Annotated in this window: 15 protein-coding genes and 1 tRNA gene; 11 read left to right on the forward strand and 5 right to left on the reverse strand. The window is 65.2% G+C overall.

Translation table 11 applies throughout. From position 1 onward, the window contains the following. Positions 1-652 precede the first annotated feature (652 nt). Positions 653-2,212, reverse strand: a complete 1,560-nt coding sequence (locus NU1_RS29145; protein WP_067526488.1) for a DUF222 domain-containing protein — start codon at positions 2,210-2,212, stop codon at positions 653-655. A gap of 127 nt (positions 2,213-2,339) precedes the next feature. Here NU1_RS29145 and NU1_RS29150 point away from each other — a divergent pair. Next, positions 2,340-2,412: transfer RNA gene (locus NU1_RS29150), tRNA-Ala, on the forward strand. 75 nt (positions 2,413-2,487) lie between these two features. On the opposite strand, the gene NU1_RS29155 is transcribed toward NU1_RS29150, so the two are convergent. Then, complete coding sequence (locus NU1_RS29155) at positions 2,488-3,666, reverse strand: ATP-binding protein (protein WP_245720369.1); 1,179 nt, start codon at positions 3,664-3,666, stop codon at positions 2,488-2,490. Between the two features lie 491 nt (positions 3,667-4,157). On the opposite strand from NU1_RS29155, the gene NU1_RS29160 reads away from it, so the two are divergent. From NU1_RS29160 to NU1_RS29170, 3 genes are all read left to right on the forward strand, one after another. Continuing rightward, positions 4,158-4,388, forward strand: a complete 231-nt coding sequence (locus NU1_RS29160; RefSeq protein ID WP_169815159.1) for a ribbon-helix-helix domain-containing protein — start codon at positions 4,158-4,160, stop codon at positions 4,386-4,388. After that, on the forward strand, positions 4,385-4,828 hold the full coding sequence (locus NU1_RS29165; protein ID WP_169815160.1) for a PIN domain-containing protein: 444 nt from the start codon (positions 4,385-4,387) through the stop codon (positions 4,826-4,828). The genes NU1_RS29160 and NU1_RS29165 overlap by 4 nt, the downstream gene beginning before the upstream one ends. A gap of 296 nt (positions 4,829-5,124) precedes the next feature. Further along, entirely contained in the window at positions 5,125-6,285 is a 1,161-nt protein-coding gene (locus NU1_RS29170; protein WP_067526493.1) for a phage tail tip lysozyme, read from the forward strand. A gap of 90 nt (positions 6,286-6,375) precedes the next feature. Here NU1_RS29170 and NU1_RS29175 read toward each other — a convergent pair whose 3' ends face one another. Further along, the gene (locus NU1_RS29175) at positions 6,376-6,636 is read right to left on the reverse strand and encodes a hypothetical protein (protein WP_067526496.1); all 261 of its coding nucleotides are present in this window, start codon (positions 6,634-6,636) and stop codon (positions 6,376-6,378) included. A 132-nt stretch (positions 6,637-6,768) separates the two neighbouring features. Next, complete coding sequence (locus tag NU1_RS29180; protein WP_067526498.1) at positions 6,769-7,431, reverse strand: MerR family transcriptional regulator; 663 nt, start codon at positions 7,429-7,431, stop codon at positions 6,769-6,771. A gap of 225 nt (positions 7,432-7,656) precedes the next feature. Here NU1_RS29180 and NU1_RS41860 point away from each other — a divergent pair, with 225 nt between their 5' ends. Further along, positions 7,657-8,133, forward strand: a complete 477-nt coding sequence (locus tag NU1_RS41860; RefSeq protein ID WP_157553200.1) for a hypothetical protein — start codon at positions 7,657-7,659, stop codon at positions 8,131-8,133. Between the two features lie 47 nt (positions 8,134-8,180). Here the strand turns inward: NU1_RS41860 and NU1_RS29190 are convergent, their stop codons facing one another. Then, positions 8,181-13,079, reverse strand: a complete 4,899-nt coding sequence (locus NU1_RS29190) for an NAD-glutamate dehydrogenase (RefSeq protein WP_084521905.1) — start codon at positions 13,077-13,079, stop codon at positions 8,181-8,183. Positions 13,080-13,563: 484 nt separating this feature from the next. Here NU1_RS29190 and NU1_RS29195 point away from each other — a divergent pair, with 484 nt between their 5' ends. From NU1_RS29195 to NU1_RS29220, 6 genes are all read left to right on the forward strand, one after another. After that, the gene (locus tag NU1_RS29195; RefSeq protein ID WP_067526593.1) at positions 13,564-14,685 is read left to right on the forward strand and encodes a GAF domain-containing protein; all 1,122 of its coding nucleotides are present in this window, start codon (positions 13,564-13,566) and stop codon (positions 14,683-14,685) included. A gap of 69 nt (positions 14,686-14,754) precedes the next feature. Further along, entirely contained in the window at positions 14,755-15,762 is a 1,008-nt protein-coding gene (locus NU1_RS29200) for a conjugal transfer protein (protein ID WP_245720370.1), read from the forward strand. A gap of 44 nt (positions 15,763-15,806) precedes the next feature. Next, entirely contained in the window at positions 15,807-16,067 is a 261-nt protein-coding gene (locus NU1_RS29205) for a hypothetical protein (RefSeq protein WP_067526504.1), read from the forward strand. Then, positions 16,067-16,564, forward strand: a complete 498-nt coding sequence (locus NU1_RS29210; RefSeq protein ID WP_174565947.1) for a hypothetical protein — start codon at positions 16,067-16,069, stop codon at positions 16,562-16,564. The genes NU1_RS29205 and NU1_RS29210 overlap by 1 nt, the downstream gene beginning before the upstream one ends. Further along, entirely contained in the window at positions 16,561-19,077 is a 2,517-nt protein-coding gene (locus tag NU1_RS29215; protein WP_067526506.1) for an ATP-binding protein, read from the forward strand. Before NU1_RS29210 ends, NU1_RS29215 begins: the two co-directional genes overlap by 4 nt. Then, on the forward strand, positions 19,074-21,404 hold the full coding sequence (locus NU1_RS29220) for a hypothetical protein (protein ID WP_157553202.1): 2,331 nt from the start codon (positions 19,074-19,076) through the stop codon (positions 21,402-21,404). Before NU1_RS29215 ends, NU1_RS29220 begins: the two co-directional genes overlap by 4 nt. The last annotated feature ends 29 nt before the right edge of the window (positions 21,405-21,433 follow it).

Raw genomic sequence — 21,433 nt, forward strand, 5'->3', positions numbered from 1 at the left:
CTGAAGGCAAGTGCTGTTCTCGGGGCCTACGTAGCCAGGTTGGGAGCGGCGTGCGGCTTCCAGCGGGTGCTCGGAGGCCGGGCAATTTTATGTGGTGGCGTTGGCTGCCGTCCCCGACCTGAGTCCCCGGTCGGGTGCCGTGATCTTCCATTCCAGCCTGGCGGCGGACCGTTGTCACGTCCTCGAGATTCCACAACGAAGAGATACAGATTCGCGCCCGCCGGAGCAGACCGATCGGTCAGGGGGCCATAGTGGCGGGGGTTACTCGGCCGATGCCGCCACCAGGTCCCCCTGACCGATCGGTCTGCTTCGGTATGTCCTCTTTGTCTTGGTTTTGGTCTTGATCCCTTCTCGTCCTGGCGCTCTTGTCTCTTGTTTGTCTGTTTCGTGTGTCTTGTTCTGTCCCGAAATCGGGACAACGGTCGGTCCACCGTCGAGAAGGTGAGAATCCGCGCCTGACTGGGGGACTCAGGTCGGGTACGGCAGGCGACGCCACCACACTGATTGTCTTGCCCTTCTTCCGAACCCCGCTGGAACCGCCACCCCCGCTCCCAACCTGGCTACGTAGGCCCCGAGAACAGCACTCGGCCCCGCCTCCTGCCAGCGACCGATGGCCAGCGCGTTAGTAGGAGATACCGGCGACATCCAGCGACTACTCGGTGGCCCGGACCGGAAGCGCGTCGGGGATGTCGTTTTCGGGAGTGCAGCGGGAGAGCTGTGGGTGGATCAGAGTGTGGCCGTCTATGGGATAGGAGAGGTCGGCGGGGAGGGAGCGGAACGGGTAGGGCGGGTGGATGTTCACGCGTTCGTACGGGGTCGGGGGGAGGCGGGGAGCTTCGATGTCGGTGTGGGGGAAGAGGTATCGGGCCCCCTCGCGGGTGGTGGTGTGGGTTTCGCCGGTGGGGTCGGTCCATTCGATGCGGTCGGTGTCCGGGCGGCGGATGCGCCAGGCCTGGGATCCCCTGTCCACCAACATTTTCAGGCGATGGTGCCGGGTACACAGAGCAGCCACGTGCGCCATACCCGGGAGCCGCGGCCGGGGGTTTGTCGCTTCGACGTAGGTGAGCTGAGTGTCGGTGGCGGGCATGGGGCAGCCGGGAAACCGGCACAGGCCGTCGACGGCGCGTACCTCTTCGGGTAGTTGCGACGAGGAGCGTTCGGCTCCCGCTCGCGGGGTCGGAGGTTCCGGTACCACCTCGACGCGGGCGTACTCGAGCATCGCGCGGGCCAGCGGTGCGTCGATCGGCCCGTATCCCGCGAGTAATGCCGGATCATTGCGAATTCCCGCGAGAGTTTCGGCGGAGACCCCGACCTGGATCAGTGGTTGCCGCGGTACCTGCGACTCGGCGCGAACCGGGCTGGACCGGGTGTGCCGAGGCGTTCCCTCACCATGAGGAAGCTTGCCCTCGACGTTCGAAAGCTCGGATCCATTCGGGTCCGTACGTGATCCACCACGTGCCCGCGGCTCCGGCCGTGCCTGCTCCTGCGGGCAGCGTTCCCCGTGCCCGCACTCGCAGCGCAACCAACCGGACCCGTCGGCCAACGCCACCAGGGCGTCGGCGCGGCGCTGCGGCATGCTACGGGGATCGTCAGCACAGACCTCTGCCGCCAGCTCCCGTAGTCGATTGGCCACGATCTGCGCTCCGGCCGCCGGTAGCAATCCGTCGAAGACCGCCATCCCGTCCTGCACCGACCGAATGCGAACATCCCGATCCCGCTCCCGATCCTCGCGCCGCTGCCGCTCCCCATCCGGGTCATATCGCGCCACCCACCGCCGCGCCGTCTGCCGCAGCCGAATCGGATCACTGCGCGTGGCGACATCGATGAGCTTGGGCTCCACCGCTTCTCGCACCTCGCGCGCCAACCCGCGCGTGGTCTCGGCAATCACCTGCACCCGCGCCAGATCGATCCGCCCCGCGGCGAACGCCAACTGCGTCTGCGGTAGCTCGTCGAGCGCGAGTCCGATATCTATGAGCGCCGCGGCCACGGTCTCGGAAACCTGTACCGCCACCGCCACCTCGGCCGCCGCGAATTCCCCGGCCCGCACCCCGCCCGGCCCGGGCGCGGCATTGCTCGCCCGATGTCGTCGATACAACTCCCGCACCGCTGTGATCTCCGCCGCCTGGGCAAACGCCGCGGCCCCATGTGCCCGCCGCAGCGCGTCGACCAGCTCTTCGTCACCCATAACCTGGACCTCCCTGCTGTCGAACATACGTTCGACCCTACTCTCGAAGATCGCCGATGTCACCCATCTATCCAGGCGATTTGGTCAGCAGAACAGCCGTGGTGTAACTTCGTTCAGGCCAGCGGGGAACACCCCCGATGGCAAAACTCAATACGGGGCTATGGCGCAGCTGGTAGCGCACCACACTGGCAGTGTGGGGGTCAGGGGTTCGAGTCCCCTTAGCTCCACAGAACGGCAGAGCCGCAGGTCGATAGCCTGCGGCTCTGCCTTTTTCGTGGCAGTGCGCGAACCGTTCGAGGCGGTCATGGTCGTGAGTTCCACAGGGCGCTGACCGGCAGGGCGCGGAATTTCGGTCCGAACGGGAGGGTTTCGGTGCCGGTGTAGAGCACGTATCCGGCGAGGAGGTCGTCACCCAGGCGTTCTGCGAGGTGGCGGAGACCGCGGAAGTCCTCGCCCTTGACGGTGGCGGCGGCTTTCACCTCGATAGCGATCACTTCTCGGCGGTTGTTCTCGAGAATGATGTCGACTTCGACGTTGTCGCGGGTGCGGTAGTGGAACATGCGGGCGTCCTGATCGGACCAGGTGAGCTGGCGAGCGAGTTCAGCGGCTACGAAGCCCTCCAGCAGTGGCCCGAGTGGGCCGTTCACGGCCCGCAGCGCGCGGGCGTCGGCACCGCACAAGTATGTGGCGATACCGGAATCGACCATGAACACCTTGGAGGTTGCGACGGCTCGAGTCGTCAGGTTTCGCGACCAGGCGGGGATGCGTTTGATCAGGAAGACTTCTTCCAGGAGGCGGAGGTAGCGGGCGACGGTGTCCTTGGGCAGGCCGAGTTCGTTGCCGAGGGTGCCGGGAACCAGGAGTTGGCCGGAGCGGGCGGCGACGAGGTTGGCCAGGGTGAACATCTCTGCGGCGCGTTCGATCTCGGACAGCTGCATCACGTCTCGGTTGATCAGATCGGCGACGTAGGAGGAGAAGAATCGGGAACGCCGTTTGCCCTCTCGTGCAACGGCTTCGGGGAAGCCGCCGCGTGCGATCCGTTCGATGTAGTCATCGCGATTTTCGGTCCCGTCATACCGTAACTGTGGTCCGCGGTCGAAGGCGCAATCGATGAATCTGTCCGGCGCGCCGTCGATTTCGCCTTGGGAGAGCGGCCAGAGTTCAATCGTTTCCATGCGTCCGGGAAGGGCGTCCGGAACGCTGCGGAGTGCCATGACGTGAGCCGAACCGGTGAGCAGGAACCGGCCGGGTCGTCCATCGGCGTCGACGGTCTCCTTGATCGCCAACAGTAGCTCCGGTACTCGCTGTACCTCGTCGATGATCAAGAGGGAATCGTCGAGGACGAACTGGGTTGGGTCGTAGCCGGCTGCCTGCCGGGTCTCCGGCTTGTCGAGGCTCCGCCAGGTCGCGCCGATCTCCCTGCCTATCCGGGCGACCAGCGTGCTCTTGCCGCATTGACGAGCCCCGTTTACCAGGACCACGCGCGTATCCGCCAGTGCCTCATGGACTGCTGAGTGGGCATGACGGGGAAGGATCCGACCAATCGGAGATGACGAGAAGGACGAGGTCACCGCAGTAGTATCGCATGTCCCGTGCGCGTTTTGCCGCGCAATGCGTGCGCGTTCTGCCGCAAATCTTGTGCGCGTTCTGCCGTTGTGATCGTGCGCCTCTTGCCGACACCGGAACAGTTGTCTTGCTGGAGCGTTGCCGAGGAGTCGGCGATGCGATCCGCAGGTGATTCGTTGCGCTCGGGCACGTGGAGCGGTCGCGATCATCGAGCACCGCCGTCCGAGTCCGACCGGGTGCCTACTGCTCGTATCATGATTTCCGGCCCGCCGACCAGCACCGCGCGGTTCGTATGCTGGTCCGTCAGTTCACGTAGCAGCAAAGCCGCAGGTCATTGGCCTGTGGCTTTGCTGTTTTTCTTGCAATGCGCCAACCCCGTGGGTGCCCTACGTAGTACCCTATGTTCATGAAGGCCAAGACGAGCGTCTACCTCGATCCCGAGCAGGCTGGCCGTCTGAAAGAGGCAGCCGAAAAGACTGGGCGATCGGAGGCCGACCTCATTCGTGAGGGAATCGACCTCGTACTGCTGCGGGCGCACAGCGCCCGCCGCACCCGCCCATGGCCGTCGTTCGATTCCGGCGATCCTGAGTTCGCTGCCAACAGTGAGGACGCACTCGGCGAGGCATACGGCGAGTGAGTTTCTTCATCGCCGACACTTCGGCCATCATCGCTGCCTACGATCGCGCCGCGGAACTGCACGAGAAAGCGCGTGAATACCTCGCCACCTCCGTCGCTGTCGTCTCGCCACTGGTCCTCGACGAAATCGATCATCTGCTCATCGCACGATTCGGAAAAGATCGTCGCACAGCCGATCTCGTACTCGACGACCTGCTCACCTCGGCCGAGGAGGGCGCGGTGCTCATTGCGGTCGTCGACCGCGACGACTTCCGGATCGCCCAGCAGATCATCGAACAGTATCGAGGCCTCCGGCTCGACCTGGCCGACGCGGTTAATGTCGTGCTCGCCGAGCGCTACCTCACCAACGACATACTGACGTTGGATGAGAAGGACTTTCGCGCCGTTCGGCCATTGACGCCTGCCCATCCGTCGTTCCGGCTCCTGCTCCAGGACGACTGAACAGCCGACAACCATCGGCGGTGAAAAGCTTTGTGCACCAGCGGCCTTCGGGCTGTGTTGTCGTGGAGCGTTCGGGGTCATCGGGTTCCACCGCCCGCGAACCGCGGCCGGGTACCCACCGCCCGGATCGCGATGTCCGGCCCGTCTACCAGCACCGCGCGAAAGGCTCCTCGGAAAGGAGCCGCACCCATGGTCGGTGGCACCTCGGCGGTGTGCCACTGGCCCGCTGAATGAGGTGACGGGGCTTCCCGCTGTCGGGGATAGGGAACACTCGAATGTGGGAAGCAGGAGGCTCCATGGCTATTACCGACTCCAAGCCGACCGAGGCGGTGGCGCATTTCTCGGGTTGGAGCATTGATCTGAAGCCGCCGAACGGTTCGCCGGGTTGGCTGGTATCCGTGATCGAAGCTACTGAGCAGTCGATTCAGACATCAGTGGACCTGCTGGGTTCTGGTGCGGGGTCGCAAGCGCAAAACCTGGTAGACATGTTCGAGAAGGAAGGCCTTGTCACCGATTCTGAAAACGGATCGGCCATGGTGTCCGATTATGCGTCGAGTCAGGGCAAGATCGACGGCATTGCCGTGGAACTCCGGCAGCAGAATGAAGACGTGGACACCTCGGCATATGCGACGTCGACAGCGACCAGCACGGCCATGTCGGAAATTGATGGCGAGGTCGTAAAACTCGAGGAAGCGTTGAGTGCGGAGAAGCCGTACTTCGATGAGGATACGAAGGAGTATCTGCTGTCGACGGCGGCGGAGTTGCGTCTGCTGACCGCGCTGCTGGGGGGGCTGGATGCCATCCATTCTATAATTCAGGACACTTCGAACGAGGCTGAAAAAGAAGCCGAGCGAATCACTTCGTCATCACCTTCCTACCCTTCGTCGCCGTCTTACCCCGCGCTACCAGCCATGAATACCGGCGGATACGGCGGCTCTGCGCCGTCCGGGGGTGATATGGGAGGCTACTCGGCGATGAACGCGGCGATGATTCCGGAAGGTCAGCGGCCGCGGGTGGAGGAGATGTACCAGCGCCTGATCGACAATGGGTTCACGCCGGCGCAAGCGGCCGGAATCCTGGGCAACATTCAGGCGGAATCGAATTTCAAAACCGATGCTTGGAATGACGCGCCGGGTGAAAAATCTCTGGGGTTGATTCAGTGGCGCGCCGACCGGCTGGAGGGGCTCAAGGATTTCGCCGCCGCGCAAGGTGGATCCATCACCGACTGGAGGATTCAGATCGATTATATTTCGCACGAGATGAGAAACGGTGAGTCGCGAGCGTTCCAGCACATCAATCATGAAGACGTGCGGAATGATCCAGGGAGGGTTGCCGCACTATTCGATGAGAAATATGAGCGGAGTGACGGTACAGCCCGTCCGAAGCGTATCGCGAATGCTATCAGTATTGCGAACTCCATGAGCACCACCTCGGCGGGTAACAACATCGCCGTGTGACATCTGGCGGCTCGAGCGACACCGCCGCGAGGAAGGTCGCTGGGCGCGCCGCGGCTTCCGGACAGCGAGCGGCGCCGAAGTAAGCGGTCCCTAGGCCGGGTTGCGTGCAACTTCCCGCAACCCGGCGTCCTCGATGAAGTGAGTGACAAGTCGGTCCACCAACTCGACCCGTCCGCCGCTGATGTGCAGGCAATCGGACTCGATTCCCGCGAACAGCACGGTGAGTTCATGCTGTGCCACGCCGGCCATAGCTAGGTGTTTGGACAACGCCCGAAGCCGCGGGCTGGCGGCCCGGTAGAACCCGCGGGTGGGTACGTCGCTACCGAAGAACACGGCATTCAGCGGTTCCATACTGTCTATCAAACCACACTTCGGGCCGTTAAATAACGGCTCGTAGAATATTGACACACCCGTTGCCGAGGCGAATCACAGCCGACTCGGATCCGGGTTCGTGGGGCCGCGGGGCGGCCGGTTGGCGGGCCATCAGGACTGTTTCTGCCCGGCTTCACCGGCAACAGCCGGGTATCCGCGGTTGCTGTGGTGCCGCATGGCGCCTTTGATCAGCTCGTTGGAGGCCTGGGCGCAGAGGCCGTCTGCCTGCGTGGTCTCGTGCGCCCAATCGTCACCATCGGCGGTTAGTGCTGGCCGGCGGGCCTGGAGGGTCAGTCTGCGGATCAACTCGGCCTGCCTGGCGGCGACCCGGGCGCAATCGGCATGCAGCCCGGTGAGGAGTTGGAGGACCTCCGCGGCGGGAACGTCGGCCCCGAGCAACCGGGCCGCCAGCTCGTGCAGGATGGGATAGGCGTCGCGCCCGGTGGCGAGGACTCGTTCCAGCTCCGCGGTGGCGGCGCTGCCCGTGTCGGTGTTCCTGATCGACTGGTTCTTGACGCCGAGCACATCGGCGAGTTCCTCGCCGCGGTCCCAGGCGTCGAGCAGCTCCTTGATGCTGCTGAGCTTCATTCCCCGGCTCAGCAGCTGGCTGATGGTTTCCAGTCGGGACAGGTGCTCCGGTCGGTAGTAGCCGGTCCGGCCGCGGACCTGCGGGGGTGGCAGCAGGCCGCGTTCGTGGTAAACGCGCACGCTACGCACCGTGGTGCGCCCGGCGCGCGCGAGATCATCGATGGTGTATTCCGGCTCCGGGTTCATACAACCAGTTAACCACTATGAACGACGGTACACTATAGAACGTGCCGCTATTTAATGGCATGTCTGGGGTTGTCGAGGTTCTGGTGTTCCGCTACTGTTCGGAATAGCTGATTGCAGCTGATTCCGGGGACTGTGGAGCAGCCCTGATGAACCACCCGGCGCGTATTCGCGTGATATCGGGACACCTGTCGAACGAGGGTGTCCCCGGCGTACCCGGAGACTGCTATGACCATTACCGAATTCCCTCCACAGCACCGCCCTGCCCCCGCGCAGCCCAGTCGCCCCGAACCCAGAGCCGTGCAGCGTCCGCCGTGTGCCGAGCGACCCGACATTTGGGATCTGGACACCGGCACGCCGGACGTCTGGCGGGAGGCCGTCGAGGCCTGTGACCGTTGCCCACTCCGCCGCCAGTGCCAGGGCCTTGCCGCGACACTGACCGCTCGGGGTGAGGGGCCGCGCGCGATGATCTGGGCCGGTGTCGGCTACGACAGTTCCGGCAATATTGTGCAGAACCTGGACCGGCACCGAAGCACACCGATCGATCGCCGACGGCCGACCCGGATCATCCGCACCAGGTTCGGCTGCGGAGCGGCGGCTCCGGAGCCGCCGGCGAGCGGGCCGGAGCCAACCCCCGGCCAGCTCCAGCGCCGAATCATCCTGGGCCGCAGCGTTACCCGGCCGCAAGAGCCAAGCGGCTCCTGAACGGCCGGGGGCTGTGGTAGCCGGTAGTAGCCGGTAGTAGCCGGTAGTCAGTCGCGACGGCGGGATGGTTCGAGCACCCACCCCGTCGTCATGCTCCGGATCTGCCGCGCCGCCACGGACAGGGTTGCCAGATCACGCCCGCCGCCGCAGTGGATTTCGTCGAGCACAGCTCGCGCACGGGTCAGCCTGGCGCGCTGGGTCGACTCCCAGTAGGCGATCTTCTCCGCCGCGGTTTCGTCCGGACCGGTCGCGGTGAGCACCGCGGCTGTCAGCGACCGCAGGGCGGCGTACAGGTCGTCGAAAATAGCGAGCCGGGCCAGTGCGGGCCAGCGACCACCCCGGTCCAAGCGCCGTACGGCATTGAGGAGTCGCTCGATCTTCAGGTGATCGTCGAGGGCGTAATAGACTTCGGCCACTTCATCGCGGCTCCGGCTGGTCGTGTCCGCGATGTCGACGACGTCGAGCAGCGGGAAGAGATAGATCAGCCGGCAGACTTCCTCGGCCAGCTCCCGCGGCGCACCCGCCTCGATCGCCGGCCGGGATCGAGCGGCGAGGTCGGACCGGTGATCCGCACCCAGCAGGTCCGGCACCGTGCGTGCGAGCACACGGATCCCGGTCGAATACCGCTCGATGTCCGCTTCGATGTCGATCGGTTGCGGCCGGTTGCCGAGCAACCATCGGGAGGCGCGGTCCAGCGTTCGCTTGGTTTCCAGCTCCAGCGCATCGCGAGCCGCGGTCGGCATCTCGGTGGTCCGGATCCGGCGCCACAGATCGTGCAGGTCGAAGATCTCGACGGCAACGGTGAAGGCGCGCACCGCATCCTCGGTATCGGCACCCGCCTCCTCGGATTGGCGCAAGGCGTAGGTGATACCGCCGAGGTCGACGATGTCGTTGGCCAGCACGGTGGCCACGATCTGCCGGCGCAGCGGGTGCGTGTCGATCGCCGCGCCGAATCGTTGCCGGAGGGGGGCCGGGAAGTACTGCGGCAGTCGTGCGGCGAACGCCGCGTCATCGGGCAGCGAGCCGGCCAGCAGGTCGGCCTTCACCCCGAGTTTCACGTGCGCCATGAGGTTCGCGAGTTCGGGGGAAGTCAGGCCGCGCTGTGCCGCGGCCCGCCGGGTGATCTCGGTGTTCGACGGCAGCGCTTCCAGTTTCCGATCGAGGCCACGCAGCGCTTCCAGGGCAGTGATCATCCGACGGTGCAGTTCGACCGACTCGGCCGCGTCGGCGCGGGCGAGACCCATCAGGAAGTTCTGTGCGATGTTGTCCTGCAGTACGAGTTCGGCGACTTCGTCGGTCATCGAGGCCAGCAGCTTGTCGCGTTCGACGGTGTCGAGTTCCCCGCTCGAGACCACGCGGTCCAGCAGCACCTTGATATTGACCTCGTGATCGGAGCAGTCGACGCCGGCCGAATTGTCCAGTGCGTCGGTGTTGATCCGGCCACCGTGCATGCTGAACTCGATCCGGCCGAGGGCCGTGGCACCGAGATTGCCGCCTTCACCGATTACCTTGGCGCGTACCTGGTTTCCATTCACCCGCACCGGGTCGTTGGACTTGTCGCCGACTTCGGCATCGGATTCGCTGGCCGCCTTGATGTAGGTGCCGATACCGCCGTTCCACAACAGATCGACGGGTGCGAGCAAGATCGCGCGCACCATCTCCGGCGGCGACAGCTCGGTGACGTCGTCGTCCAGCCCGAGCGCGAGGCGTGCCTGCGGGCTGACCGGAATCGTTTTGGCGGTGCGATCCCACACCCCGCCACCCGGGCTGATGAGCGCCTCGTTGTAGTCCGCCCAGGAGGATCTGGGCAGGGCGAACATCCGTTTCCGCTCGGCGAACGATTGGGCGGCATCGGGATTCGGATCCAGGAAGATATGCCGGTGGTCGAAGGCCGCGACCAGGCGGAGATGTTCGGACAGCAGCATGCCGTTGCCGAACACGTCGCCGCTCATGTCGCCGATCCCGGCGACGGTGCAGGGTTCGGTCTGGGTGTCGATGTCCATTTCCCGGAAGTGCCGCTTCACGCTCTCCCAGGCACCCTTCGCGGTGATACCCATGGCCTTGTGGTCATAGCCCACCGAACCGCCGGAGGCGAAGGCGTCGCCGAGCCAGAAGCCGTACCGCCGCGCGACCTCGTTGGCGATGTCGGAGAAGGTCGCGGTGCCCTTGTCCGCGGCGACCACGAGGTAGGTGTCATCGCCGTCGCGGCGCACCACCCGATCCGGTGGCAGCACGGTGCCGGTGCTGGGGGCGATGTTGTCGGTGAGATCGAGGAGTCCGGAGATGAAGAGCCGGTAGCACGCCACCCCCTCGGCCCAGACGGCCTGCCTGTCCGCGGCGGGGTTGTCGGTGGCGGGCGGCGGATTCTTCACCACGAAGCCACCTTTGGCGCCGACCGGAACGATGACGGCGTTCTTCACCGCCTGCGCCTTGGCGAGTCCGAGGATTTCGGTGCGGAAATCTTCCCTGCGGTCCGACCAGCGCAGACCGCCGCGGGCCACCGAGCCGAATCGCAGATGCACCCCTTCGATCCTGGGGGAGTAGACGTAGATCTCGAACTGCGGCTTGGGTTTCGGTAGTTCGGCGATCTGTCTCGGGTCGAATTTGAAGGCGAGGTAGCTGCGGTGTTCTCCGCCCGCACCATCGGTCGTGTAGTAGTTCGTCCGGAGCGTCGCGGTGACAAGTCCGCTGATCGCGCGCAGGATTCGATCGGCGTCCAGGCTGGCGACGGCGTCGATCCCGGCATGCAACTCGGCCGCGATCTCGGCTTCTCGCCCGGTTCCGGTCCGGTTCGGGTCGAAGTACGCCTCGAACAAATCGATGAACGACCGTGCCGCCCATGGTTGCTGGTGCAGGACCCGGGTGATGTTGGGCTGGCTGTAGGCGAATCCGGCTTGCCGCAGGTATTTCGCGTAGGCGCGCAGTATCGTCACTTGGCGCCAGTGCAGCCCCGCGCGCAGCACCAGCTCGTTGAGTCCGTCGGATTCCGCTCGCTCGTACCACAGTGCCTCGAAGGCTTCGGTGAACCGCAGTTGCGGACCCGAGACCACCTCCGCACGAGCGTCGGCGTCGGTGAGTGCGGCATCGATGGTGCTCGCCAGGGCGGTGGTCAGCAGCTCGCGCGGCGCGTGCAGGTTGAAGTGATAGATCCAGCGGGTACCGGTATCGGGCAGGTCGATTCGATACGGCCGCTCGTCCCGCACGTCGACGCCGAGGCTGCGCAGGATCGGCAGGACCCGGCTCAACGAGACGCCCGCGCCGCTGATGTAGAGGGTGAACTGCCAATCGCCGACGGCGGCATCGGGTGCCCGGTACAGGCGCGTATCGATGCCGCCGGCCAGGTGCTCCAGCCGCAGCAGGTCGGCCAGCGCGTGGCTGGGGGTGAAGTCCTCTTTGTAGCCGTCCGGGAAGGCGTCGGCGTAGCGTTTCGCCACCGCGGAGTCGACCGCGGTACTGGTTGCCGCCTCGGCGACCAGCCGGTCGGCCCAGGTGTGGGTGGTCGCGAACAACAGGTCCTGGACGCGCTGCCGATTGGCTTCGGAGATGTCGGCCGTACCGGCGTGCTCACCCCGATAGACCGTGAAGTAGATGTTCGCCAGCTCGGATTCGGTGGCCCGCGCCGAATAGCCGATGTGTTCGCCGTCGAATTCCGCGAGCAGAATGCTCTGCATGGCCAGGCGCACCCCGGTGGTGTAGCGGTCCCGCGGAAGGTAGACCAGGCAGGACACGATGTGACCCCGCGGGTCGTGCCGCAGGAACAGCCGCACTTGACGGCGCAGCCCCAGACCCAGCACGGCGGAGGCGGTGTCGAAGAGTCGTCTGGCCTCGGAGGAGAACAGTTCGACGCGCGGGAGTGATTGCAGCACTTCCAGCATCGAACGCGCGGAGAAGGAGTTGGGTTCGAACCCGGCCCATTCGATGACCTGCCGCACCCGCTGTTCGATGACGGGGATGTCGAGGATGTTCTCGTGCAGTGCGGTGACCGTGAACGTCCCGGCGAACACGTGCTCAACGACCACGCGGTTCTCGTCGTCGTATTCGGCGATACCGATGAGGTAGGGGTCGATCCAGCCGGGCGCCGCGGACTCGGCCGAACCCGGTGCCAGCCGAAGCATTCCGCGGTCCGGACCGAATTCCGGCACCAGGATTCTCGTGTTCGATCGGTCGTCGAATACTCCGCAACCGGATCCGGGCAGTCGGCGAAGCGTATGGCGGTCGGCCGAGTCGGTCGGGGCGGATACTTCGAATTCGGCGTATCCGAGCAGTGTGAAACGCTCATCGGCGAGCCACCGCAACAGCTTTGCGTATCCATCGGGGCCGTCGATCTTGTCGGCCAGTTCCGACTGTCGGCGCTGGATCTGCACGGTGCTGTCGGAAACCCGGCGCAGGTCGGCGAGCAGCGGTGGCAGGGCCGTTGAAATGTCCGCTAGCACAGCGGGTTCGGTGCTGGCGCTGAGCTGGATGTGGATCCAGGATTCCCGCGTGGCCGAGCCGGCGGTAGCCGTGTCGGAGCTGTCACCGTCGTGGGATGCCAGGGACCACAGCACCCCCTGCTCGTCGCGGGTGACATCGAAGATCGGATGGATGACGTCGGTTACCGTGGCACCGAGCCGCCGCAGTGTCGATACCAGTGATTCGACCAGCAGCGGCATGTCGGTGTTGACAATCTGCACCGCCGATCCGATCCCGCTCGCCTCGGCGGGGTGGTACACCCGGATGGTGGCTGCCCCGTCGGCGCGAGTGCTGCCCAGTGCCAGATGGTGGCCGAAGATCCGCTCGGCCTGTGTGGAACTCAGCGGTGTGGCGCCGGAGCGGATCTGGCGGAAGTACGCCATCTGCAGGTGGGTCAGGTCGCCGAGGAGTTCGTCGGGGAGTGTCGAGCCGGTCTGGGGTGGATCGGAATCCAGGGTAGCTGTGCGGGTTGGCCGAGGCTGCGGGGTCTCCATGGTTATGAACGCACGTCGTACTGATGGTTGGGGTACGACGTGCTTGCTCCTGACTGCTGATCGCGATATCTACTTATATGATGTACCGTTGTCTGGCGGCACGATATTCAAGATACATCTGGAGGTTTATCGCAGCAAGCAACTGGAGGGTCACGTGTCCGGTGTCACCTCGATGCCGGCCGACAGGCGGGGTTGTTTCTTAAGTAAGAATCAAATCTGCTGGGGGTTCACGCGAAGGTCCGGCGCTCGGACGGTGGCGGTTCGAGACTTGTTCTAGTCTCGCTCAATGACGCTCCCAAAGGTTGACATGCGCTGTACTCAAGGGTCATTCGGACGGCTGGCATCGTTTGGGCTACATGCTTCGCGGGATATCCCTCTGAATAGTGGGCCGCCGTCTCGGATTGCTGCCCGCGATCGACAGCCAGCGGAAGCAATGACTTCGAACGAGAGTAAATACTGGGCAACCGATGAGGGAATCAGGCTGATGATCCCATGGGTAACCGTGGAGACGCTGGTGCCGTCTGCTATGTCAGTGGCGACGATCGGCGGTGACCAGCGCGACTTCGCAAGTGTGCGCCGGGTGCTGCAGCGGGTGCTGAAGCGGACGCCCGCGCTATACGACAGCCTCACCACCCACAGCGTCATCGAGGCCCTCCATGCGACCCGGTGCGACGGGAAAGCGCTGGACCTCGAGGTCCCGACCACCACCGGCCCGCACGTACTCCAGACGCGCCCGGTGCTCGGGCCCACCGACGAGGTGCATGCTGTCCAGCTGTGGATCGGCCCCGCCGGAGTGCCGGTCGAGCCACCCCGGGCGGTGGGAGCGGTGTGGGATCTGGACACTCAGGTCATCCGGCAGCCGAGCGCGGTGACCGCGCTGCGCGGGATCTCGGTGGAGGAGTATGTGCCGACGATGTCCATCGCGGAACTGTTCCAGCGGACCGCGGTGTTCGATCGGCACGGTGAGGTGCTCGATCTGCTGTACAACCCCGGCCGGGACGACAAGCTCCAGTTCGACCTCGACCTGGCACCGGTGGCCGGCCGGCCCGCCGGCCGGTGGCGGCTCACGGTCCGCGCCCGGGAACAGGGTGCGTGGATGCTGATCGAGGACGTCAGCTCGGCGTCGCCACTGCGGCTGTGGCCCACGCTCGAGCAGGTCGGTCTCCGGGAAGCCCATCGGCGGGCCGGCACCCATCTCGCCGTCATACAACTCGAGCACACCTCCATTTCGCATTGGTTGACCGATTCGGCACCCTGGATCCGGTGGGAATATCTGTACCGGCCGGTCGATGTCTTCCATCCCCAGGACCGCGAACGGATCGCCGCTGTCCAAGGTCTGCTCGCCACCGGTGTGGCGACAGAGGTGACGGTGCGCACGCTCAGTTACTCCGGAAGCTATGTCCCGACGACAATCCGTCTCTACCCGTATCCCGGGTTCTCCCGCAGTCAGCTCGTGCTCGGCGAGGTGCTCCTCGCCGACAGTGTCGGTTACTTATCGGCCGGTAGTGCCGGCCCGGCGCAGCCCGAGTCGTCTACCCGGTTGGGATACGACGAACATCTGAGCCGGCACCGTGTTGATCACCCGGACTACGGTAGAGCCAGCTGACGGCGGGCCTCCCCAATTCTGGGAAGAGCGCAGGTCCACGCGGGTTCCGATGCTCCTACCCTGTGACAGGTGAAGACAGCGACGGGCCTGCGGGCAGATTCGGGGGATGCGCTTTTACGCCGCATGATCGCCCGGCGCCGCCGCGACAACGCGGTGTTCGCGATCCTGGCGACCCTGGCTGTGCTCGGCGGCGGGCACGCGGTGTTCAGCTTCTTCGCGGCCGATCCGCCGGGGCCCTCGGACTCGACGACGGTATCGATCGTCGGGAATGCCCAGCTGGCGGGCTCGTTCGCCCAGCGATACGTCATGACCTATGTGAGTGCCGAAGCGGGGCAGCAGGATCGGGTCAGTGAATTCATCGGCGACAGCCGGGCGATCAGCCTGCCCAAGAAGGCGCCGAAGGTCTCCGATCCGGCGGTGGTGTTCACTCGGCGCACGAACACCAGTGGGCTACTGGAGATCTGGTCGGTGACGGTATCGGTCCGGCTCGGCGCGGACTCGGACGCCGCGGTCGAACAGTTCTATCGGGTAGCGGTCTCGGTGGGCAGTGGCCGAGTGCGGGCCCTGTCGCTGCCCGCGGTGGTCGCTCCGCCGGGGCCCGGCCGCGACCTTGTCGCCGCGTATTCCGCACCGTGTCGCGAAGATACGCCGGTTTCGGGCGCGGCAACCGGATTCCTCCGGGCCTACCTCACCGGCTCTGCCGACGTAGCGCGATACACCAGCCACAATGCCGGCATCGCCGCGCTGGCGCCCTCGCCGTTCGACGAACTCGAGTCCGTGTCCGTCTCAGCCACCGAATCCAGCTGCGGGACATCCGGTTCCACGGCGCATGTGCTCGTCACCGTGACCCCGGCGATCGATGCGGACGTGCTCGCACCGCTGGACTATCCGCTGACCCTGGTGCGGACGGATCAGCAGTGGCAGGTGCAATCCATGGACCAGGTTCCGGCCCTGCCCGATCCGATCACGGAGGTCTCCGCCAACGCGAACCAGATCGGGTCGGGCGCGGCGTCGACCACCAAACCCACCACAGCGCCGACAACCTCGGTGCGAATACCACCGGCAACCCAGAACTGACCCGAACGGTCGCAGCCAGACATCCGCCGAAAAGAGTAGCCACCATGGGTAGCAGCCTCACCAACATGCTGTACGGCATCCTGTTGTTCGTTCGCTGGGCGGGCCTGATCGTGATCTCGATCGCGGGCATCGGGATCCTGATCAGCGAAGGCATCAAGTCCAAGCTTTCCCCCGGCAAGGTCCTTGCTGTGGCCGGGTCGGCCATCCTGGCCGCTGTCCTGGTGTGGGTGTTGCCGACATTGATCAACTACTCCCGGGCCGAGGTCGGTACCGTGATCCCGGATATGCCGGTCGGAGGTTACTGATGACGCAGGTCATCAAGGTTTTTACGCCGATCAAACGGGTGCCGACGATGGTCGGCAAGGCGCAGAACGGCCAGAAGCTGCCGTTCGGTCCGTACACCCTGCCGCAGATCGGCGCGGGCGTCGTGCTGATGCTGATCACGTCGGTGTCCGCCATGTCGATTCCCGGGAATCCCGCGGTGACTTTCATCATCGGCCTGATCCTCACCGTGATCGTGGTCTTCGCGCTGGGGCTCGTGCCCTATACCGGCGTGCGGTTGACCTCGCGGGTGCTGTGGTTGGGCCGGCTGCTGGTCTTCCGGAAACCGGTGTCCGCCTCCGGGATGCCGATCAACGCGGAGTCGGCACGGTACACCGTGTACATCGAGGATTCCGTGGTCGTCGTCTTCCCCGATCCCGCGGCTCTGGCGTCCGCACGGTCGAAACCGTCCGCGTCCGGCGCCGGAATACTCGAACTGGCCGCTGGACGTTCCAGCCAGGACAACCTAGAACGGCAGTGACGGTGCTGGGGCGCGACATTCAGCCCACGGCGGCGATCCGTGGCAATCTCCAATTCACTCAGTCCGGTCTGGTCACCGCGACCTACTTCATCGACCCGGCCGGCTATGGGCTGCGCACGCCGAGCGACAAATACGATGTGAAGCTCGCCCATCACGGCCTGATCACCAATCTGCCCAGTGGTTCGCTGCTGCTCGGTATCCAGGCCAGACTGGAAACCCTCGACGTGCTGCGGAAAATGGTCGAGGGTGTGGATCTGGACCGGTCCGAGGATTACGCCGACGAGGTGGTCGCCTCCTACGAGCGGATCCAGGCGATCATGCCGCAGACGCGGATTCACCTGCTGTCGTTCCCGGTGGGTTCGATCGGTACCGGGCTGTCGACGTTGACCGGGTTGTGGCGTAGCACCCAGGCCGTCGATGTCAGCGCGATCTCGAAGGAAGACCTGGATTCCTATGACGAGAAGGCGACATCGATCCTGTCGAAGATCGGCAGCGACTTCGCGCCGACACCGGTGCCGGCGGCGCTGTTCCAGTGGCTGTGGGAGCACTACCTCAACCGTGGCGCGCTGGGGGATCCGGCCGCACCGACCCGGGTCGGCGTGCTCGAAGACGCCACCGCGGCGGTCTTCGGTTCGGCCGCGCTCGATGAGGGCGCCCAGGCCGACAGCCGATACCGGGTCCGGCCGTCGTTCATTCCGGTGATCAAAGTCGTACAACCCGAGGCCCCGGATCGCCCGTCCTATCAGTCCATGCTGACCCCACGTTCCTTTCCCTACGCGGGCATGACCTTTCCCGGCGGCAGTGAATTCCTCGACATCATCAACGGGATGGCCGGTGTCAGCATCGACTGGGGGATGCGGGTGTCGATGAAACCGGCGGAGGAGGTGCTGCGCAATAACGAACTCGGTTTGCGGCGGCTCGGTGAGCAGATGGAACAACGCGATACCGAGGTGTCTTTCGCCCAGAACACGCTGATGTCGAAGGCACAGATGCTCAGTGAGTACAACCACCACTTCGAGGTCAGCGGCGGCGAGTCGGAGGTGTCGTTCACCACGGTCATCGCTGTCGGCGGCCCGACCCGGGAGGCGACGCTGGATGCGGTGAACCTGCTCAAACGCCGGTACAAGAGGTTTCAACTCGAGATGACCGCGCCGGTGGGCGCGCAGGTGGATCTGTGGTCGATGCTGATTCCGGGAAGTCCGGCCCGGCGCGCCTTCGAGGATTTCGCCCATATCGTCCCGTCGGATATGTGGTCGGGATTCGTCCCGTTCACCTCCAGTGAGATCGGTGACGACAGCGGGCCGGTGATCGGGGTGAACCTGCTGTCCGGACAGTTCCAGCCGATCCATTTCGGCATTATGGAGGCAGCACTGCACGACCTGTCCGCCTCCTTCGCGGTGACCGGTGAACTGGGGTCGGGTAAGTCGTTCTTCCTCAAACTGATGGCTGTCCTGGTGCACGACATGGGTGGTCAGTTCCTGGCCATCGACCGCAGCCAGGTGGGAGAGTGGGCGCACTTCGCCTCGGCCATCGACCACGCTGTGGTGATCGACCTGACAGCGCCGACCGTCTCGCTGGATCCGTTGCGGCTGTTCGATTCCCGGGTCGCCGGCGAGCGAGCGCTCGATTCGCTGCTGCCGATGCTGGATCTCTCGCCCACCGCGAGTGCCGGTGCGGTGGTGAGCAATATGCTGACCGAGAAGGGCCGCGCCGAGCACGGTATTCACAGCATGCTCGATCTGGTGCACGCCACCCATCGGCTGCGCGACGATCCGGGGTCGGGGCCGGAATACGCGGACCTGGCCGCCCGGCTCGGTGCCGTCGCCGACCGGCTGCCGGTGCTGTTCGACCCGATGCTGAAGCCGCTGCAGCTCAATGCCGCGGCAACCGTCGTGCGCAGCCACGGCCTGGCGTTGCCGACCGCCGAAGAACTCACCACACCGCACCTGTACAACCGGCTGCCGCTGACCAAACGGCTCGGCACCGCGCTCTACGAGCTGGTCGGTGTCGCCGCCCGGGAAGCGTTCCTCACCGACAACGGCCGGTTCGGGCTGCTCGTCGGTGACGAGGCGCACCATTTCACCCAAACCCAGGTGGGTGCCGCGGTCACCTCGGATTTCAGCAGGGACGGCCGAAAGCACCTGGCCGCCATCGGTTTGGCCTCGCACGACCCGGCCACCGATTTCCAGGGCGCGGCACACAATCTGATTCCCAACCGGTTCGTCTTCCGGCAACGGGACGAAACGTTGGCGCGCAACAGTCTCGAATGGCTCGGCATCGACGTGGACGAGGCACCGTATCTGGTGCAGATTCTCCGGGAGTCGACCTCGCCGCCGACCGGCGCCGGCCGCACGGTCCCGGAGGAGCGGCGGGGAGAGATGTTCATGCGGGACGCACTGAACCGGATCGGCCGCGGCAAGGTCCTCGGGCCGGCGCGGCCCGACCGGGCCGCAGCCATCAACAGCACGCCCACGGCGGCGGGTCGATCGGTGGTAGTGGAGCGGCAGGGTTGACGATGAACCGGGACCGGATTCAGGAGGCGCTGCTGGCACTTGCGTTCTTCGATGCGCGCCGGTGGCAGCCGTCTGAGCTGGTGCGTCGAGGGCGGGGATGGCTGCGGGCGCGGCCGGGGCGGCGCCGGATGGCCTGGGTACTGCTCGGTGTGTTCGTGGCGCTGGTGATTCCCGGCGTCGTCGGTGCGGTGGCCACTGCACAGTCGGACACCCTCGCCGCGGCGGGCGCCCCCAACAGCGGGCTGAGTTGGATGAATATCACCGATTCCCACGGGGTCCGGCTCTCGGACTATATTTTCGTCACCGACCACGGCAATGTCCTCAACCCGGGGAAAACCGCGCTGGCCTTGGTGATCGAGTTGGAATTCGCCGGTTACATGGTGCTGGTGACCTCGGCGATCTGGCTGATCGGTTTCGCCTTGAGCTTCGGCTGGCTGGACCAGTTCGCCAACGCGCTCACCGGAACGGCTCATGCGTTCACCGGACAGATCGCGACCCCGCTGGTGCTGTTCACCGCCGCGGCGATCGGCACCTTCTTCGTCGCCTGGTTCACTGTGCGCGGATTTCACGCCAAGGCGGCCATGCAGGTGGTCACGATGCTCGGGCTCGCGGTACTGGGGCCGCTGTTTCTGGCCGAACCGCTGGCGGAAGTGCTGTCCTCCGATGGGGTGCTGGTAAAAGGCCGCGATGTCGGTCTCACTGTCGCCGCCGGATTGAACGGTCACAACCACACGAATCCGAGCGCGCTGGTAGCCACCATGCAGGGTGATCTAGCGGACAGCTTTGCCCGGCGACCGCTGCAAACCTGGAACTTCGGCAGTGTCATCGATAATTCCTGCGGTCACACCTGGACCACCGGTATGCGCGGCGGCGACCCGGACAAGGTGCGGGAGAACCTGAAATCCTGTGACGCCTCGGCCGCCTCGGCCGCCGCGAATCCCAGCGCCGGGCAGGTCGCCACCGGATTCCTCCTGCTGTTCTGCGCGGCGATTCTGCTGCTGTTCGCACTGTATCTGTCGGCGAAGGTGTTGAAGTCCGCCCTGGACGCCATCTATCACGGATTCATGGCCATATTCGGGTTCGCCGCAGGCGGTTTCGTCTACGGCCCCACCCAAACCTTCCTGGTCCGCAATCTGGTGGACACCGTCATCGCGGCCGCGCGGATGGCGGCGTTCACCATTTTCCTCGGCATCTACGTGCTGTTCCTGGCCAGCCTTTTCGACCAGGCCAAAGATCAGGTCGTGCAGGTGCTGTTCATCGCCGCCGTCGTCGAACTCGTCGCCGTGAGCCAGCTGCGCAAACTCAGCGCCAGCCTGGACCGCGGCAACGATTGGATGGCGAACCGGTTCTCGCTCGCGATCCAAGGCCAAGACGGTCATGGCGGCGGCTCGGGCGGCATGGGCGCGGGTGACGGGCGGGCTTTGGGGATGGGGATGGCGCATGGACAGGGTGGTATCGGCACCGGGTTCGGCATGCTCGCCGGGCTCGCGGCCCTGAGCACGGTCAGCGGGTCACCAGCGACCGCGTGGCTGTTGGGCCGGACAATGGATCCGTTGTCGCCGCGTGCGCGCCGGCGACAGCAGATGGAACTCCGGCACATGGAGTACGCTCCGCTGATTCTGCAACGCCAGCAGTGGCTGCAATCCAACCGGCATGCGTGGGAGCGGGCCGCGCGGCGACGGGCCAGCGGTGTTCCCGGTGGTCAAGGGATTCACTCACCGCTGGGTGTCGCCAATGTGATCGACGGACTCGGCGACTCCGGTGCCCCCAAACAGGAAATCAATGGTGCGCTGGCCTCGATAGGCGCGGACAACTTCGATATGTTGCACGTCGACCGAGCGCTGGCCGTGCAGAACGGGTCGATGTCGAGAAACCCGTACGGGTTCGTTCCCTTGCAGAAAGCCAGCGCCGCGTGGGAGGCGGTGCACAACCATCCGGTCGACGCCAAGCGGGGATTGCAGGAGCATTTGGCTTTCGCCGCTCAAGCCAATGTCGCGGCGACGAACTTTGCCCGTCACTCTCGACGGCCACGTTTTCTGCACGCCGGCGACGAAATCGATTGGGGTTTCGTCCGCGACGTCGAGCAGAACTGGGATTTCCGGCGAGATCTGGATGCGGCGATCTCACCGGATCGCTGGCGGGCCGCAGGCAGTAATACCCGGCATCATATCGGTTCCCGGCTTGCGGTACAGATGCGGGACCGAACGTTCGCCTATTACCAGAATCCGACAGTGGCCAACCGAGACAGAGTCGATGAAATCCACAACCGTATCAAGAACCTCGACCATATGGACGAGCACTCCGGCCCGGACCTGTGGGATCCGTGATAGTGGACACCGGGAGTCTGCACTGTGTT

The sequence above is a fragment of the Nocardia uniformis NBRC 13702 genome (assembly GCF_001613345.1).
Lineage (GTDB): Bacteria > Actinomycetota > Actinomycetes > Mycobacteriales > Mycobacteriaceae > Nocardia > Nocardia uniformis.

What these genes read in the sequence shown, in the direction of transcription:
- NU1_RS29145 (WP_067526488.1), bottom strand. Translation starts at nt 2,212, where the DNA reads ATGTTCGACAGCAGGGAGGTCCAGGTTATGGGTGACGAAGAGCTGGTC.
- NU1_RS29160 (WP_169815159.1), top strand. Translation starts at nt 4,158, where the DNA reads ATGAAGGCCAAGACGAGCGTCTACCTCGATCCCGAGCAGGCTGGCCGT.
- NU1_RS29170 (WP_067526493.1), top strand. Translation starts at nt 5,125, where the DNA reads ATGGCTATTACCGACTCCAAGCCGACCGAGGCGGTGGCGCATTTCTCG.
- NU1_RS29175 (WP_067526496.1), bottom strand. Translation starts at nt 6,636, where the DNA reads ATGGAACCGCTGAATGCCGTGTTCTTCGGTAGCGACGTACCCACCCGC.
- NU1_RS29180 (WP_067526498.1), bottom strand. Translation starts at nt 7,431, where the DNA reads ATGAACCCGGAGCCGGAATACACCATCGATGATCTCGCGCGCGCCGGG.
- NU1_RS41860 (WP_157553200.1), top strand. Translation starts at nt 7,657, where the DNA reads ATGACCATTACCGAATTCCCTCCACAGCACCGCCCTGCCCCCGCGCAG.
- NU1_RS29190 (WP_084521905.1), bottom strand. Translation starts at nt 13,079, where the DNA reads ATGGAGACCCCGCAGCCTCGGCCAACCCGCACAGCTACCCTGGATTCC.
- NU1_RS29195 (WP_067526593.1), top strand. Translation starts at nt 13,564, where the DNA reads ATGATCCCATGGGTAACCGTGGAGACGCTGGTGCCGTCTGCTATGTCA.
- NU1_RS29205 (WP_067526504.1), top strand. Translation starts at nt 15,807, where the DNA reads ATGGGTAGCAGCCTCACCAACATGCTGTACGGCATCCTGTTGTTCGTT.
- NU1_RS29210 (WP_174565947.1), top strand. Translation starts at nt 16,067, where the DNA reads ATGACGCAGGTCATCAAGGTTTTTACGCCGATCAAACGGGTGCCGACG.